Source organism: Clostridioides mangenotii TR (assembly GCF_000498755.1).
GTDB lineage: Bacteria > Bacillota > Clostridia > Peptostreptococcales > Peptostreptococcaceae > Metaclostridioides > Metaclostridioides mangenotii_A.
Genome location: NZ_AXUS01000016.1, coordinates 25093 through 41432, shown reverse-complemented (window position 1 = coordinate 41432; position 16340 = coordinate 25093). Strand labels below are relative to the sequence as shown.

Annotated in this window: 16 protein-coding genes; 2 read left to right on the top strand and 14 right to left on the bottom strand. The window is 33.1% G+C overall.

Annotated features, from left to right (window positions below):
- The first annotated feature begins 169 nt into the window (after positions 1-169).
- Positions 170-931, top strand: a complete 762-nt coding sequence (gene dapB / locus T473_RS0109490; RefSeq protein ID WP_024621685.1) for a 4-hydroxy-tetrahydrodipicolinate reductase — start codon at positions 170-172, stop codon at positions 929-931.
- A 289-nt stretch (positions 932-1220) separates the two neighbouring features.
- Here the strand turns inward: dapB and T473_RS0109485 are convergent, their stop codons facing one another.
- The gene (locus tag T473_RS0109485) at positions 1221-1946 is read right to left on the bottom strand and encodes an MBL fold metallo-hydrolase (protein ID WP_024621684.1); all 726 of its coding nucleotides are present in this window, start codon (positions 1944-1946) and stop codon (positions 1221-1223) included.
- Between the two features lie 366 nt (positions 1947-2312).
- Here T473_RS0109485 and T473_RS0109480 point away from each other — a divergent pair, with 366 nt between their 5' ends.
- Positions 2313-2756, top strand: coding sequence for a GNAT family N-acetyltransferase (locus T473_RS0109480; RefSeq protein ID WP_024621683.1), 444 nt, complete (start codon positions 2313-2315; stop codon positions 2754-2756).
- 47 nt (positions 2757-2803) lie between these two features.
- Here T473_RS0109480 and T473_RS0109475 read toward each other — a convergent pair whose 3' ends face one another.
- The 13 genes from T473_RS0109475 to prdA form a co-directional block, all read right to left on the bottom strand.
- Positions 2804-3787 carry an ornithine cyclodeaminase family protein gene (locus T473_RS0109475; RefSeq protein ID WP_024621682.1) on the bottom strand — a complete coding sequence of 328 codons (984 nt, stop codon included), beginning with the start codon at positions 3785-3787 and terminating at the stop codon, positions 2804-2806.
- A 382-nt stretch (positions 3788-4169) separates the two neighbouring features.
- Positions 4170-5477: an L-cysteine desulfidase family protein gene (locus T473_RS0109470; protein ID WP_024621681.1), complete on the bottom strand. Its 1308-nt coding sequence runs from the start codon at positions 5475-5477 to the stop codon at positions 4170-4172.
- Between the two features lie 197 nt (positions 5478-5674).
- On the bottom strand, positions 5675-7438 hold the full coding sequence (locus T473_RS0109465; protein ID WP_330369454.1) for a sigma-54 interaction domain-containing protein: 1764 nt from the start codon (positions 7436-7438) through the stop codon (positions 5675-5677).
- A gap of 48 nt (positions 7439-7486) precedes the next feature.
- Complete coding sequence (locus T473_RS18865) at positions 7487-7642, bottom strand: hypothetical protein (RefSeq protein ID WP_200865887.1); 156 nt, start codon at positions 7640-7642, stop codon at positions 7487-7489.
- 82 nt (positions 7643-7724) lie between these two features.
- Positions 7725-8285, bottom strand: a complete 561-nt coding sequence (locus T473_RS0109455; RefSeq protein WP_242825909.1) for a class I SAM-dependent methyltransferase — start codon at positions 8283-8285, stop codon at positions 7725-7727.
- A 194-nt stretch (positions 8286-8479) separates the two neighbouring features.
- Positions 8480-9115 (bottom strand): single-stranded DNA-binding protein, encoded by a 636-nt coding sequence (locus T473_RS0109450; RefSeq protein ID WP_024621678.1) that lies wholly within the window; start codon positions 9113-9115, stop codon positions 8480-8482.
- A gap of 626 nt (positions 9116-9741) precedes the next feature.
- Complete coding sequence (locus tag T473_RS0109440) at positions 9742-10632, bottom strand: sulfite exporter TauE/SafE family protein (RefSeq protein ID WP_029791676.1); 891 nt, start codon at positions 10630-10632, stop codon at positions 9742-9744.
- Between the two features lie 134 nt (positions 10633-10766).
- Positions 10767-11774, bottom strand: coding sequence for a proline racemase (locus T473_RS0109435; RefSeq protein WP_024621676.1), 1008 nt, complete (start codon positions 11772-11774; stop codon positions 10767-10769).
- A gap of 245 nt (positions 11775-12019) precedes the next feature.
- On the bottom strand, positions 12020-12490 hold the full coding sequence (locus T473_RS0109430) for a glycine/sarcosine/betaine reductase component B subunit (protein ID WP_024621675.1): 471 nt from the start codon (positions 12488-12490) through the stop codon (positions 12020-12022).
- Positions 12491-12504: 14 nt separating this feature from the next.
- Positions 12505-13263 (bottom strand): proline reductase cluster protein PrdD, encoded by a 759-nt coding sequence (gene prdD / locus T473_RS0109425; protein ID WP_024621674.1) that lies wholly within the window; start codon positions 13261-13263, stop codon positions 12505-12507.
- A 74-nt stretch (positions 13264-13337) separates the two neighbouring features.
- Complete coding sequence (gene prdB, locus T473_RS17750) at positions 13338-14063, bottom strand: D-proline reductase (dithiol) protein PrdB (protein WP_077173604.1); 726 nt, start codon at positions 14061-14063, stop codon at positions 13338-13340.
- A 43-nt stretch (positions 14064-14106) separates the two neighbouring features.
- Complete coding sequence (locus T473_RS0109410) at positions 14107-14409, bottom strand: CBO2463/CBO2479 domain-containing protein (RefSeq protein WP_024621671.1); 303 nt, start codon at positions 14407-14409, stop codon at positions 14107-14109.
- A gap of 43 nt (positions 14410-14452) precedes the next feature.
- Entirely contained in the window at positions 14453-16339 is a 1887-nt protein-coding gene (gene prdA, locus T473_RS0109405) for a D-proline reductase (dithiol) proprotein PrdA (RefSeq protein WP_024621670.1), read from the bottom strand.
- Position 16340 lies beyond the last annotated feature (1 nt).

Genomic DNA, 16340 nt, shown 5'->3' with positions numbered 1-16340 from the left:
TAAGCATACAACTATAATCTATATTAAAGTAAACAACTATAAATTTTGAAAGATTCTGTTATTTTACTTTTAGATACTTTATAGATACATCTACTTGTGCTAAACTTGTGGTAGATTGACAATCAGACTGATTAAAAGGATTAATTTATACAATCAATAGGAGGAAAGCATGTTAAAAATAATAGTAAGTGGATACAATGGAACAAATGGATCGATACTTACAAAATGTATTGACGAAGACGAAAATTTAGATCTAATTTGCGGAGTTTCAAAATCACTAAAAAGCGGATCATATGACGGAAAAAACAAACTATACAAAACCATGGACGATGTAGACGAAAAATGTGACGTAATAATAGACTTCTCACATCCAGCAAACCTAGATTCAATACTAAAATATGCTTTGGCAAATAAAACACCTATAGTACTAGCCACAACAGGATATTCCCAAACAGATTTAGAAAAAATAGATAGTGCGTCAAAAAAAATAGCTATACTATTATCATCAAACACGTCATTAGGAGTCAACATATTTATAGACCTAGTAAGAAAATCAGCAAAACTATTAAAAAATTTTGACATAGAAATAATAGACAAGCACCATAAAAGGAAAGAAGACGCACCGAGCGGAACTGCACTAATGTTAGCAAGCGCAATAGAAGAACTAGACACAGAAAAATACAACACATTTGGAAGACAAGGAAGAGACGCAAAGAGAAACAAAGGAGAAATCGGAATCCACTCAATAAGAGGAGGGTCGATAGTCAGCGACCACGACGTAATATTTGCAGGAGACAGCGAAGTCATAACACTCAAGCATCAAGCACAATCAGACGTAATATTCGCAAAAGGTGCACTAGTAGCCGCAGAATATCTTCAAAGCAAAACTGACGGGCTATACGAAATGAAAGACGTCTTAAATATAGACTAAAGTAAAAAATATAGGATATCTTGTATATATAGTAAGGATGATAAAATCAAACCCTGCAAAAATTTATTTTATCATCCTAAACGAAACATGTACAAAAAAGCTTCAAGGCATGGCTCCGCTTGAATACATAAACCATGCCTTGGTAACTTGAAACTAGGTCTGCATTTTTCAATTTTTGCCGAATATATATTACAATAAATATATTTATATTTGATATTTGATTTTATGATATACTTGCCACTACTATCTATATCACCCCATTTGTCATCATATTTTGTAATTATTGAATTTAGTTAATTTTTGATAGTTGTTCGTATAAATATCTAATTGCAGTTTCCTTAGACTCCATTTTACCATGACCTATAACGTATTTATCAAATTCAAGCACTTTAATGAATTCAATATAAGATTTCAATTTCAATTTATCAAATCTACCATTCAAATTATTGTAATCTCCACAATCAGCATCACCTACGAATACAATTTTTTCACTCGGAACATATACTATAACAGCATCATCTGTATGAGATGATTGTATGTGTTTTATAAAGCAGTTAACCCCACCTAAGTCAACAACTAATTCATTTTTAAAAACAATATCACCTGTAACTACTTTAATTTCATTAAGACAATCATATTCTTTAATAATGTTATTTTTACAAAACTCGATATCAATCCCCTTTTCAATTCGATTATTCATATCATCTTCAGTCCAAGACCACTTTTTCATTTCAACTAGCTTAGTATTAGTCTTATCACAAACGATTGATTTTCCTGAAATAGCATCCATTCCAAATGTGTGGTCCCAATGGTAGTGTGTAATTACTGTATAATCAGGCTTAGATAAACCTGATTTATTTAATAAACAATAAAACTGCTCTACATGCTTTTTAGAATTGCCTGAATCTATAGCTAGAGTATACTTCTCTCCCTTTATATAGCTAATTACAGGTCTGTCGGTATCCTCCATAAATTCCATATAATAAATCCTATCTGTAATTTGTTTTAATTCCATATAATCACCTCCTTTAACTATAATTTATCTAAAATATTCTAATTCTTTAAATGGATAAACATTTGCCCATTGATATTGTTGAATTTCATCTAAAGTAATAAATTTTAAAGTATTATTTTTTGCTGTAACACCAATTAATATAACGATTCACTCCTATTACATTTTTTAAATTTTTCAAAGCATAAATAGTATAACATTAAATTTTTTAGTTATGATATGATTAACGTTTAAAAATGTATATTTGTTGATAATATGCATAGTACATGGTAATATCAAATTTCATACATATATAAATTTAACCTGTAATTGGATTTTAAGGATAGTTTAGAATGAGAGTATATTGAGTAAATAGGAGGTTTGTAATATATGATAATAAAAAGAATAGAAAAATATATGATAAATGATTGTGTTGACTTATTTATGTCCACATTTTCAAAGGAGCTTTGGAATGACACTTATGAATCAAAAGATCAAGTAGTATCTTTTTTTAGGAACCATTTTAACAATAATTATTTTTTGGGATATGTTGCTATAATTGATAATAAAATCCAAGGGTTAAGCATTGGTATGAAAAAACCTTGGATAAAAGGTTTTGAATACTATATAGATGAATTTTGTATAAATCATAGCTTGCAAGGTAAAGGTATTGGAAGTGAGTTTATAAAAAATATTGAAATAGATATAAAAAAAGAAGGATTAAATGGAATAATTCTAAATACAGAAATCGAATTTCCATCGTTTAAATTTTATAAAAAAAATGAATTTGAAGATTTTAAAGATTTAGTCATAATGGGGAAAATTTTAATGTAAAATCGAAAGGTGTCATATCTTAACGGTATTGACACCTTTATAACAATCTACCACTCAGTTCCTACACTAAGTTCCAAAGCTTTATCATAAATCATCTTAGCAGTAACAACATCTTGCACAGAAATTCCAACAGACTTAAACACAATTATCTCATCGTCATTCTCTCTTCCCACCAAACTGCCATTAATAACACTGCCAAGCTCACCAGTAAAATCACCCTTAGAAATAATTCCAGCCTCAAGAGGTTTTATAAAATCCCCAGCCTCAGCCAAAACAGCTTCCTCAGAATCAAAGAAAATCTTACTAGCTCTTGTAAGCGTAGTCGGATCAATTTCCTGCATATTAGGTTGATAAGAACCAACACCACTTATAGTGGCACCTTTCTTAACCTTACTCCCATCAAAAACCGGCGTATTCGAATTCGTAACAGTTATAATCATATCCGCACCATCTACAGCAACATCTGAATTATCAACTGCAAGAAACTTAGTATCATAACTAGCCAGCTCCTTATCCATCAAATCTACAAAAGCTTGAGCTTTTTTTAAACTTCTATTAAAAATTCTAACCTCGTCCAAATCTCTAGCCGCTATCATAGCCTCCAACTGAGACTCAGCCTGTCCACCAGTACCGATCAAAGCACCTATTTTAGCATCCTCCCTCGCTAAAACATCAAACGCAGCTCCAGAAGCAGCACCTGTACGAATTTGAGTAACATAAGTTCCATCTAAAATAGAACAAACCTCACCAGTCGTCCCGTCAAGAAGCAGAACAGTCGCTGGAGTAGAGGGAATTCCCTTCTCAACATTTTTAGGGAAAACAGAAACAATCTTAACTCCAGCACAATCTATATCTTCAATATACCCCGGCATAAACAACAAACTTCCCTCATGTTTAGGCGCAGGAATATTTGTTCTAAGCGGAACAACACTTTTCTTTTCAGTAAAAATCCTAAAAGCCTCTTTATCAGCCTCAATAGCATCTTTCATAGTAAAAATACTCTTAATATCTTCCTTGCTAAGCAATAACATAAAAATACCTCCAAATTGTTTCGTAACACATGAAACATATAATAAAATTGTAATGTTATATAAATTACATACAAATACATTATACGACTTTATATAAACTTTGCACACAACATTTTAACTTAAATTCAAGAGTTTTAGGTTCAAATTCTCTTGATTTTGAACTTCTAAAACTCTACAATTAGATTAACACATCGATTTTGGGCTCTTCGCCTAGCTCTTGGGTCTTGAGCTTCCCGACCCTAAGTCATGGAAGTAAAAAACGGGAGGATATCTTGCATATAAAGAAACCCGTGTATTGCATTGCATTCTTAGACGCTCTTTGTCTAACATGCACTACACGGGTTCTTTGTATGCGAGATATCCTCCCGTTTTTTACAACCATTTACTTAACTTTATTCATATCATCCATTACATTTAGTATCACTTCATCTGTAACAGACATTCCCTTATCACTTACTCTACCTAAATTTCTTATACTCTCCTCGACAGTACTACCCACTATACCATTTTGAGAAGGAACTAAACAATCTTGCTTAGCAATAATAGCACTTTGCATAGCAGCTGAAGCAGCTGATGATAATTTAAGAGCACAACCAGGTTTTGCTCCATCACAGATCATTCCACTTAAGTCTGCTATCATATTCTGTATAGCACCTTCTATTTGCTCTTGAGTAGAATCCATCAACCAAGATAATCCTGCTGTAGCACCTGTTGACGCTGCAACACCACATCCGCAAACAGCTGATAATCTTCCTGTAAAGTTTTTAATAAACCCAGTAACTAAATGAGATATAGCTAAAGCTCTAGCTAATTTTTCTTCAGTTTGTGGAAATTTATCGTTGTAAGCGACTATCGGAAGTATTGCTGTAAGCCCATGGTTCCCACTTCCATTAGAACTCATAACAGGCATCTTTATTCCAGCCATTCTGGCATCTGACGCACCTGCTGTAAGCATCATTGCATGGTTAATTAGATCGTCTGTTAAAAGTCCATCTTCTATAGATTTCTTGATTCCGTATCCAACGCCTATACCAATTTTTTGATCTAGACCTAAGCTCGCCATTTCTTCGTTCATTTTAACTCCATCAAGTAGGAATTCTATATCTTTAAAGTTCATGTTCTCAATATTTTCTATAAGCTCTTTTATTGTCACAGTATCCATAAGTTTTTCTTCAGTAACAGATGAAGTTTCTGAAGCATTATGATCTACTTCATTGTTTAGTAAAGCTTCTCCATCCCTCTCTAAATACGTAAAGTTATCGTGTTTTGTTCTTATTATTACTTTTGCAGTATGGTCTTTACCTTTAAGATTAACCTCTATAAGTACTTTTTCCTTAGTATCAGCTGGAGATATTGAGATAGCATTGTTGTCCATGTATTTTTCACTCTCTTCAACTTCTTCAGTTGTTAAAGTTTCAAGCACGCTTAATCCATTTTCAGAATGCCCGCCAATAATTCCCATAGCTGCAGCTATTTTAAGACCTGCTCTCTTAGATCCTGGTATACCAACACCCATACCGTTTTTGTAGATGTTTGGGCTAACAGACATTTCGTTTTCTAATACTTCTTCACCTAGTAATTCTTTAGCTTTTGCACAAGCAAGTGCAAGTGCAACTGGCTCCGTACATCCAACTGCCGGTTTAACTTCTGCTTTTAATATATCAATTAATTCTGCTCTTATATCTCTCATAATGTTTCCTCCTAAAATATAATTATAATTTTATACCTTATTATAAGAGCAAAAACCATGCCAAAATAAAATCGTTTCCATATTTTTTATACACGAGTAATACCAATATTTTGATACAAATTATATCTATGACACAATTATTCATATAAAAAACATATTCAAAAAGAAACAAAATAATCCCAAAATGAGATTCTATGTCAATTTGGGATTATTTCATATTTTTCAAGTTTTCTATAAAGAGTCGATCTAGATATTCCTAAAGACTTGGCCGCTAGATCTTTATCTTTTTTGTAGTCTTTGTATTTATTTAAAGCTTTTATTATCTCTCTTCTCTCTAATTCATCAAGTTTAACAATATTTTCATCTTCTCCTAGAGTTACATGTATATTTTTAACCTTTTGTGGTATTACATTTGTAGTTATTATTGGTGTAGAAGACATATTTACACTGTACTCTATAATATTTTGTAGCTCCCTTATATTTCCGGGCCATCTATAATTAATCATAGTATCTACAACCCTCTCTTCTATGCCTACAACTTCTTTTTCTAGCTTCTTAGAGTATTCCTTTATCATGTAGTCTATAATCTGTGGAATATCCTCTTTTCGCTCTCTGAGGCTCGGAAGTTTTATAGGGATTACATTTAATCTATAGAATAGATCTTCTCTAAACGTCCCCTCTGCTACCATTTTTTCTAAATCTTTATTTGTAGCTGCAATTATTCTTACATCTACATATATATGGGATTTGCCTCCAAGTTTGTTTAGCTCCTTTTCTTGGAGAACTCTAAGTAGCTTTGCCTGCAAATGAAGACTCATATCACCTATTTCATCAAGAAATATGCTACCTTTATGAGCGAGTTCAAATGTACCTATTTTACCACCCTTTTTTGCACCTGTAAAAGCACCTTCCTCGTATCCAAATAATTCACTCTCAAGTAAATTATCTGGTATAGCCGCACAGTTTACAGTTATAAATGGATTATCAACTCTGTTGCTGTGGTTGTGTATAGCTCTAGCAAAAAGCTCTTTACCTGTACCACTTTCTCCTGTTATTAAAACTGTAGAAGCTGATTTCGAAGCCATAGAAGCCTCTTCTTTAGACTTCATAATCGCTCTGCTGTTTCCTATTATATTCTCAAGTTTTATTCTGTAATCCTTATTCATTTTATTGTAGTTTTTGATAGCATCTTTTTTATCTATAAAGTCTATTACATAGCCTTTCAATTTACCTTGAAGCTCTATTTTATTCATATTGTAGAGTCCTTTTGAATCATGACCGTTCCTTCTGTAGAAAAAACTACAAGACTTATTCTTATTAAAGTTTTCAATAGAAGGTCTATTTATAAACTCAAGCTCTCGAAATATATTCTTACCTGCCATTTCACCTTTAAGATTGAATACTTGCATAAATTTAGAGTTGTATTTATCTATTTTTCCATTTACATCAATCGATACGACAGCCTTGTCCATATTATCAAATAGAGTTTCTAGTTTCTTTTTTTCTAAATCTAGTTCATAAGTCTTTATATGAGCTTTTAATTTGCTCGATATTAGATCTGCCATCTTACCTAAGAAATTAATCAGATCGTTTTCTTTATCTTTAATTACATGTGCCTGATCTTCGGTAAATGCTATAAGCCCAATTACCCCATAAGATTTATCTTCGTATACAATAGGGCAACAAACCTCTGCAAACTCCATACACTTTTCGTTTCCACAACACTCTTTACAAATTTCACTACTCTGAGGATCGTCTATGAAAATGATGGATTGATCTGTGTATGATTTTTTAAATGCAGAATACTCATTTACTCTTTCACCTATCTTATCAAGATAAATACCTGTCCCAGCTATTCTTATCAAATCGCTGTTTACTATTGTAACATCTATATTTAGCACAGATTCAATAGCGTATGCTATGTTTTGTATATCTTCTTTTATATAACCTAATTCCATCATATTAATCATTCCCTATTAATTTATTCTATATTGGTTTGCCCTTTAACCCTATTTATTGGTATATTCTTTATCTCTATTCTTTCTTATAAATAGATTCTCCCTTATATCTTTCAACACAACTAAAATTTTATTCAATGTAAACTGAATAGATATCAACATTACAAACAACATTACTATTATTATTACCCTGTATTCTAGACCCATAATCTACTCTCCTTATCGAGAAAAGACTAGGCTATTAGCCTAGTCTTTTCCATGTTGTATCTATATTTATATATTAACTCATTTATCTTCTTTTTCCTATATAAATGTATTTATTTGTTCTAAATTCTTCTAATTTTCCTTCAAAATTTAGATTTAGAAATGCGTTAAACACTTCGTGTGGGTAGTAAAATTTTGAATGAAATCCACAGAATCTATCTTTAAGGTATTCTAATTTCACTTTAAAATTTTTAAAGTTTAAATCCTCAATAATAAGATCTCCTTCATTCTTTAATACTCTTCTAATTTCAAATGATGCCTTTTTAAAGTTTTGTATTTCGTCTAATTGATCTACCACTATTAGTTTGTCAAAATAATTATCTTCAAATGGTAGGTATTCTAATGTACCTTTGACAACATTGCAGTTTTCATTGTGTACTAAAGAATAACAGACATCTTCATAATTACCATCTTCAAGTATTGTAACAGAGGTTCCATACATTCTAAGTCTTTTACCTAAGCTTCCTATTCTGCCTACAAGTAAAATTCTTTCCCCCACATTGTATTTTATCTTCTCTAAAAAACATCTTATTTCATCAGTTTCAGCTGATGCTTTAGCGTTATGCTCATTCACCTGAAGTAACATGCTTTTCACTATATTTCACCTCTTTAATCCTCTCTCTAAAATAATGTACAAGATACATTATACTAAGTGGTCCTCAACTATTCAATAGCAAAATAAAATTATTTTTTTTATTAAAAACTGCACATGAAATATACTCAATTATTTGATTCAATTTTATACAGAAACCAATTATCATTTGCATTAAAATTAGCTTATTAGGCGTTATTATTTTCATAAAGTTTCTTGATTTTAGATATAGAAACTTCATATGCTACCTTTTTAAGTACTTCTCCATTGTCGAGCTTCTTCTCGTACTCTCTGCTCTGTACTCTTCCCCAAAGTTGTATCCTATCACCTATATTTAGGCTTTTAGCAAATTTTGCATTTCTCCCCCAAACTATTGCTGGTATGTAATCTGACTTATTATACGGTCTATTGATAGCCATGAGAAGATCTGTAATTTCTCTACCCAGAGGTGTTTGTCTATAGACTGGATTTTTGCATATGTAACCATCCAAAAATATACTATTTGGATCTTTATTGTCATCTTCTATTTGAGTTATTTCTCTAACGAAGATTGTTAGTATCAATCGGTTCTTATTATCTATTGATTTGTTATAAGATCTAAGTTGACCTGTAACACTAACAAAGTTTTGTTCTTCAATATCAATATCTTGAAGCAGTCTTTCTGAGATTGTTATTGGAAGTATATCAAATGAATCACTCAATCTATTTATTTTTATATCAATATTATAAAATTTTTCTCCAAAAATTTCATGGCTGAACTTTAGCTCATTTTCTAGCTCCCCTCTTAAGTTTACAACGTTATTCTCAGTATTAATCGATATCATATTTTATCCCTCCAAATTTGTTAAATTCTTATGTTTTCTTGTTTACTTATACAATAAATATATTTAACTGGAAGGCCTTTTATTACAAATACTTAAGTATTTATTTTGCAAAAATCCATTCTAAAACTCGACTTGAGCTAGAATGGCTTTTACTTAAATTTATATTCTGTTTATATTACATATATATAAGTTATTAATTATTTATTAACTTTTCCTTCTTTGAAACTGATCTAAGCATAGTTGATGAAGTATATGCATTATAGGATATACAACTGTTGGCGACATTCCTAAAAAATCACCATAGCCATGCAAGGTCCATAAAGACCTATTCCAGCTGTTATAAGAGCGCCTAATATAAAGTTACCTACAGCTCCTATTAAATCTAAGTACCTGTAAGTCCTGTCGCTGTACCACCTTCTGGCATCTTATCTATACAAGGATGTGATAAAAACATTATTGCAGCTGCTACTGCAAGTGCTTCCATTACATTTCCTCCGATGTTAAAGTACTAAAATATGATATTAATTCTAAATCAACAATAAAAATAGTAGATTATCAATAATCTACTATTTTTAATATAATGACTACAATAGCCATTTAATAAATTTTTAACTAATAAAATCTTTTTATTTAACTTCAGCTTTTTTTTTAGTTGCTGACATTAACATTGTTACTGCTGTATAAGCTATAACTACAATTACCATAAGTTTTAATATTTCCATTGGTAATCCAGTAAAGAATTTAACTGCAACCATAACCCCAATTACACCACCTATAGTTATACCTAAAGATGCTTTTTTACTATAAGCTTCTTCTTTTATGAACTTAGAACTTGCAACTGGCATAAGCATTGCACAAGATCCCATCATTATTGGGAAAGCAACGTCTGGTGACATTCCTAGGAAGTAAACAAGAGCCATACATGGTCCATATAATCCTATTCCAGCTGTCATTAATGCTCCTAGTATAAAGTTACCTACTGCACCTATTATAAGTTTAATACCTGTAAGTCCTGTTGCAGTTCCACCACCTGGCATCATATCAACCCAAGGATGAGATAATAACATTATTACTGCAGTAACAGCTAGTGCTATTCCCATAATTAATTGTACTTTCTTTTCGTCAAGTTTAGCTATTATTCCTGCACCAATATATGATCCAACAACTGCAGATGCAATTAAAACTGTAAGAGTAAGTGGATCAACTTTTATAACTGCTGTAAATATAAATGCTTCTAAAAGTACTGGTATTGTGTGACAAACATTTAATGTTCCTGGTAATAATCTATCAGGCACTTTTATTTTTAAAAACTTAAACATCGCTACTGTAGGTGCGAATGAACCTATGCCTAAAGTGTCACCAAAATCAGTCACGAACCCTGTAGCAAGTGATTTTCCAAAGCTAATATCTTCTTCCATTTTTCCTTCTTTATTAGCTTTTACTACATCTCTACCAAATATAATTCCAAAAAACGCTGCAAACGCAACAAATAAACCACGCACAATATTGACTATCATTTCAAGTCCCCTTTCTTTTTTTGTTATATTCTGACAATTCCGTCCCTACTGAGTACTTAGATTTTGTTTTATACTATAGAGTAGCGATTTTATTTTGCTACTCTATAGTATTCAAATCAATGTTAAATAATTACTTATTTTAAAATAAATCCGTATTTGACTGGATCTTCATCATCAAACATAAAGTTATTGAATCCTGTCATATAAGCAGAACCGCTTATTCTTGGGATTATAGCGTCGATATTTCCAACTTTAGTAGTTTCTACTATTTCACCTTTGAATAATGTTCCTAGTATACTTTCATATACGAATTTTTCTCCTATTTTTAATTCACCTTTAGCGTWAAGTGTAGCAAGTTTAGCACTTGTTCCAGTTCCACATGGAGATCTGTCTACTTGACCTTGACCAAATATAACAACATTTTTGTAAGTTGCTTCTGGATGAGTTGGCTCATCGTAGATTTCTATAAGGTCTACAGTTTTTATGTGAGCTAAAGTAGGATGTTGTATTTCTATAGTTTCATTTATGATGTCTCTTAACTTCATAGATAATTCAGTTAATTTACCAGCATTTTCTGGAACTATTTTTAATCCTAATTGGCTAGCGTGGATTATAGCGAAGAAACTTCCACCGAATGATATATCGAATTTAACTGTACCAACACCTGGTAAGTCAACTTCTACCCCTTCTTTGTATAAGAAAGATGGTACGTTTAAGAAAGAAACTTCTTTAGCTTTACCATCTACTACTGATACATCTCCTCTTACTATTCCTGCTGGAGCTTCCATAACTATGTGAGTAGTTGGTTCAGTTACTGGAACAACGCCAGTTTCTACTGCAACTGTCATAGCACCAATAGTACCATGTCCACACATGTTTAGGTATCCTCCACCATCCATGAAGATTACACCAAAGTCAGCTTCTGGATCACAAGGTTGAGTCATTACTGAACCAAACATATCGTTGTGTCCTCTTGGCTCTAACATTATACCAGTTCTTATATGATCTAAGTTTTTCTCTAAGAATTCCTTTTTCTCAGCCATTGTGTTACCTTTTATATTAGGTATTCCACCTACTACGATTCTTGTTGCCTCTCCAGCTGTATGAGAGTCAATTGCTTGAATACTTTTGCTGAATTTCATTTAAAAAATCCCCCTTAGTTTTTATTTGCCTATTTTGCATCTTTAGCTTCTCTACTACGCATTTTGAGTTTTAGGAAAAAAGTGCTTTTTAGACATCAACTTCTTCTATATTATTTCGGCCAATCTTTTCTGTATCTACATGGCCCTCTGTCTTATAATAATCAACTATGGTCTTCATATGTTTATTTTACATAATAAAACTATAATTCCCATAATTGTAAGACTAATAGTTGGAATAAATTCTTTTATTTACTATGGTTTCTCATCTTTAATTTCAAAAAAGCAAGTGCTTTCTTGGCATCAATTTCATTTGTATTGTTTTCACCGACAACCTCTGTTTCAATTCCTTCTTCAGACTTGTTTATATCTACTATAGTGTTCATGTACTCATTAGAAACTACAAATTTTGCTTGAACACCATTGAAGGTAACTCCTACAGTGGGTATGTCTCGTTTACCTATTTCTTCAAATGTATTGGCGTAATCGACATGCGAGTTTCCCCAACCATCAGAAGATAGGATAACTCCATCTACACGCATAGCCTCTAACCACGCTGCTGTTCTCTGACCGACAAAGTCTTTGTATTTATTGTCTTGAGGTGTACCAAGTACTATAACCCCTACAAGGTCTACATCTTTGTCTTCTCCTACAACATCTAAAAGAGGATCTCTAAAGTGATGGAGAGAGGTTTCTTTTGTTGAAGGTCCTATTCCCATTTGCTTCTCCTCCTTTAAGTCATGGCTCTAAGAGCGCCATCCCTGTATTCATTTGGTGAAATTATCATAGGCACATTACACATATCTATAATAGATGTACCTCCGTGGAATCCACTAGGTTCATCTGAGAATAACTGATTGTCATACATTGCACCTTGTCCGGCAATCTGCTTGACGATTACTATTTTTTTTGAATTAGGTTTGATTTTGTCAAAATATTCACGAGATTCCGCGGCATTTCGCCCATCTTCTACTTTCAAGATGTCCCTAATTTCTTGTATAAACTCGTCACACACTTTAAATGATTCCAGAGCTAGGCTTCTTGAAAATGGCAACCCGCCTTTTAGTGTAACATCCATATGTATTATATAATCACTTATGGACGGTGTCCCACATCTACCAAAGACCATTTGTTCGCTAAGAATACCTTCAGATGATCCGAATTCATGCATTTGTCTGCCATCTTCATCTACACCTGTAAGCATTATATAGACACCCGTAAGTGTATGTGTGATTCCTTCTCCAATTCTTCCCAGTACTTTAGTTGATATCGGTATTATATCCATAATAGTATTTATTTCTCTATTATGGTCTCCTGGTTTAATTATATCTAGCTTGATATCTGTGATCAATTCACAATTTGCCAGTAGTTCATCAACTTTACTAACATTAATTGTAAGTTTATTTTTGTCAATTTTAGTCTTCGGTCCAGATTTAACTTCGTTAATGTGAAACGGCTTGATTACTAGCCTTCTCAGTATTTTTTCTTCCATTAAATTCACCTTTATTTGTAAACCCTACTTCTTAAAATTTAAGAAGCAGGGTTTTATATTTTGACTATTATCTACTAGATACTAGCATGATACTCATATGGTAATGGAACTATCTTACCAGCTGAAGGTATCGCTACTAATTGTCTTAAAGTATCTTTAAGAATTCCTGTTTGCATTTCTATATTATTTGGTTCACCAGCGTTAGCACCCATTGGAACTAATGGAGCAACAGCTCTAGGAGATCCGTTTTGTCTAACTACTGGAGGAAGAGCTGCTATCATTATTGTTGGTATACCAGCTTCTTCTATGGCTCTCTGCACGATCGCGGCAGTTCTATGGCAAGTACCTCAGCCTGCTGTCATAACTACAGCGTCAACGCCCTCTTCTTTAAGCTTTTGAGCTATTTCTGGACCAGTTTTTTCTGTGAATGCTGTTTGGTCTCCACCACCACCCATGAATGTGTAGTGCATTGGAGCGATAGCTTTTACAAATCCTTCTTTAACTATTTCATGTAATCTATCTATAGGGAACATACAGTTTATGTCTCTATTTGCATCTGCATTATCGTATCCACCATGTGATACCATTAAATCTTCAACTTTAGCACTGTCTGGTACAACTCTGTAAGTTGTATCACCTGCTAAATTGAATCTCTTGTCACTCTTTAAATGTACACCTGCTGCTGTAGCTAAAGCAATTGTCATATCTTTTAATTCTTTAGTTACAGGAGTCCATACTGGAGGAGGTGTTATTGGTACGAAAATTTCAGATTGAAGTCCTTTTACTGATGTAAGACTCATATATTTCCTCTCCCTTCTATATTTAAAACCTTGAATTTAGAATTTATTTATTTTCTAAGTCATTCTTTTCTTGCATTCTTTTCTTGATTGCTTCTCTTGTCTGTCTTTCTCTCTCCATATTGTTGAGATACTCTTGGTTTGGCTCTGGATCCAATACTTCTGGATAGCTTAACAGAAATCCAACTTCCTGACCTATTTTAGGCTTATCTTCAGTTATAAGCATTCTGTGTGGAATTTTAAATTGTCCAAGTCTACCTTTTAAATCTATAGTAACACTTGCCTCAGTAATTTCCACGATAATTCCTTCATACATTCTCTCTGAAGATATATACTTTAATCTATCCATACTACATTTTCCTCTCTTTGCCAAATTTACTTATATATTAATCTTAGTTAGCTTCTACTTCGTATATTTCTTTTCTCTTCTTACTCATTGGTAGAGATTGCTCATTTTCTTCAAGAACTATCTTCTCTCCAGTAGCTTTTTGTATAGCATCCACGTTATTTAACTTAACATTTGGATTCCATTTTCTTTCTGGAGTTTTTACTTCTTCACCAACCATAGCTGTTTTAAGCATAGCCATAGCTCTTACTGCATCTTCTGGAGATAAAGTATTATTTGATAATATTTCGTTCTCTATACCTTGTCTAGACTTGTTGTTATCAACCATATGAGTCATGTACTTGTTACCAACAACTAGAGCACCTTGAACAGCTGAGAATGTAACACCAACTACTGGTATACCTCTCTTACCGATTTCTTCTATATGAGAAGCGAAGTCTATATGGTTATTACCAAATCCTTCTGTAGTTATGATAGCTCCATCTACTTCCATAGACTCAACTAACATACCTAATCTCTTAGATACGTAGAATTTCTCAGAGTTTGCTTGTGGAGAACCAACGAATACAACTCCTACTAAATCTACTTCTTCATCATCCATAGCTCTTATTACTAATGGCTCTCTGAAGTAATGTCTTGACATCTCTTTAGAAGCAGGTCCTATACAAGTAAGTGCATGTATACCACCATCTAATACTTCAAGTGGAGAAAGAACTACTGGTATATTTCCAAGGTCAACGTTTGGATGAGCTCCTAATGTACCAACTGGCTCAACTGGTAATATTAAGTTGTCATGCATTGCACCTTGTCCCATTATCTCTTTTATTACAACTATCTTTTTCTTTCCTGATCTTCTGTATTGCTCTATAACTTCTTCATCAACAACTAGAGAGTTGTCAGCTTTCTTAAGAGCTTCTCTTACTTCTTGTATTACGAAGTCAAATGCCTTATGAGCAGCTAATGGTCCAACTCTTTCCATGTTAGTTCCAGCTTTTATAGTTGCTTGACCTTTGATGAATATTTCACCTTTGTCAGCAGCACCTGGTCTACCCCACATGATGTTAGTTTCAAGAACACCTTCTGAAGAACCGAATTCACCTATTTGAACTCCGTTTTCGTCTGTTCCTGTAAGAACCGCAACAACACCATCTAATACTCTAGTAACACCTTCACCAAGCTCACCTTCTTCTTTAGTAGCTATTGGTTGGATGTCCATTACAGCTTCACTGTACTTACCGTAATCAGCTGGAGTTATTATTTCTAATTGTAAATCTTTAACTAACTCTTCATTAGCTTGAGCATCTGCACAGATCTCTTCAGCTTTTCTTATGAAAAGAGTAGTTCCTTCGATTTTAGTCTCATCAGCAAACTCAACTTTTTCTATTTTATAGTGAGTTTTCTTTAAACTTCTAAGCAGTTTGCTTTCTTCAACTGGAGCTGCAACTTCTGCTACTGGAGCAACTGCTGCACTTTCTACTGCTGTAGCTGGTACAACACCCATTTGAGCTGCTACACCTAAAGGAATTTCTAAGTTGATATCTCTTCCTTCACCTATATGAATCTTAACAGTTTGTCCTGATGCTGCCATTGGAGCAACTGGTGCTACTGGAGCTACTGCTGCTACTGCATCAGCAACTGGTGCTTCTTCTTTTGCTGGTGCTTCTTCTACACCTGCCATTGGAACTACAGCGTCTAAATCAGCAGCTGTTATTGGCATTAAAGCGTCTACAGTTTTCACTAATTTCGCTCCTAAAACTTGACCAATTTTTAAGCATTCGTCTGAAATAGTTAATAATCCTGAATCTTCTAAATCCGCAAATATAGCTGGATCTTCTAAATTTGATGGTTCTAATACTGTCCCTGCCTCAGCTCTACAGCAGCATACTGCTGGGTCATTTTCATGAGCTTTCGCTGTTTCTACAGTTATTGACATA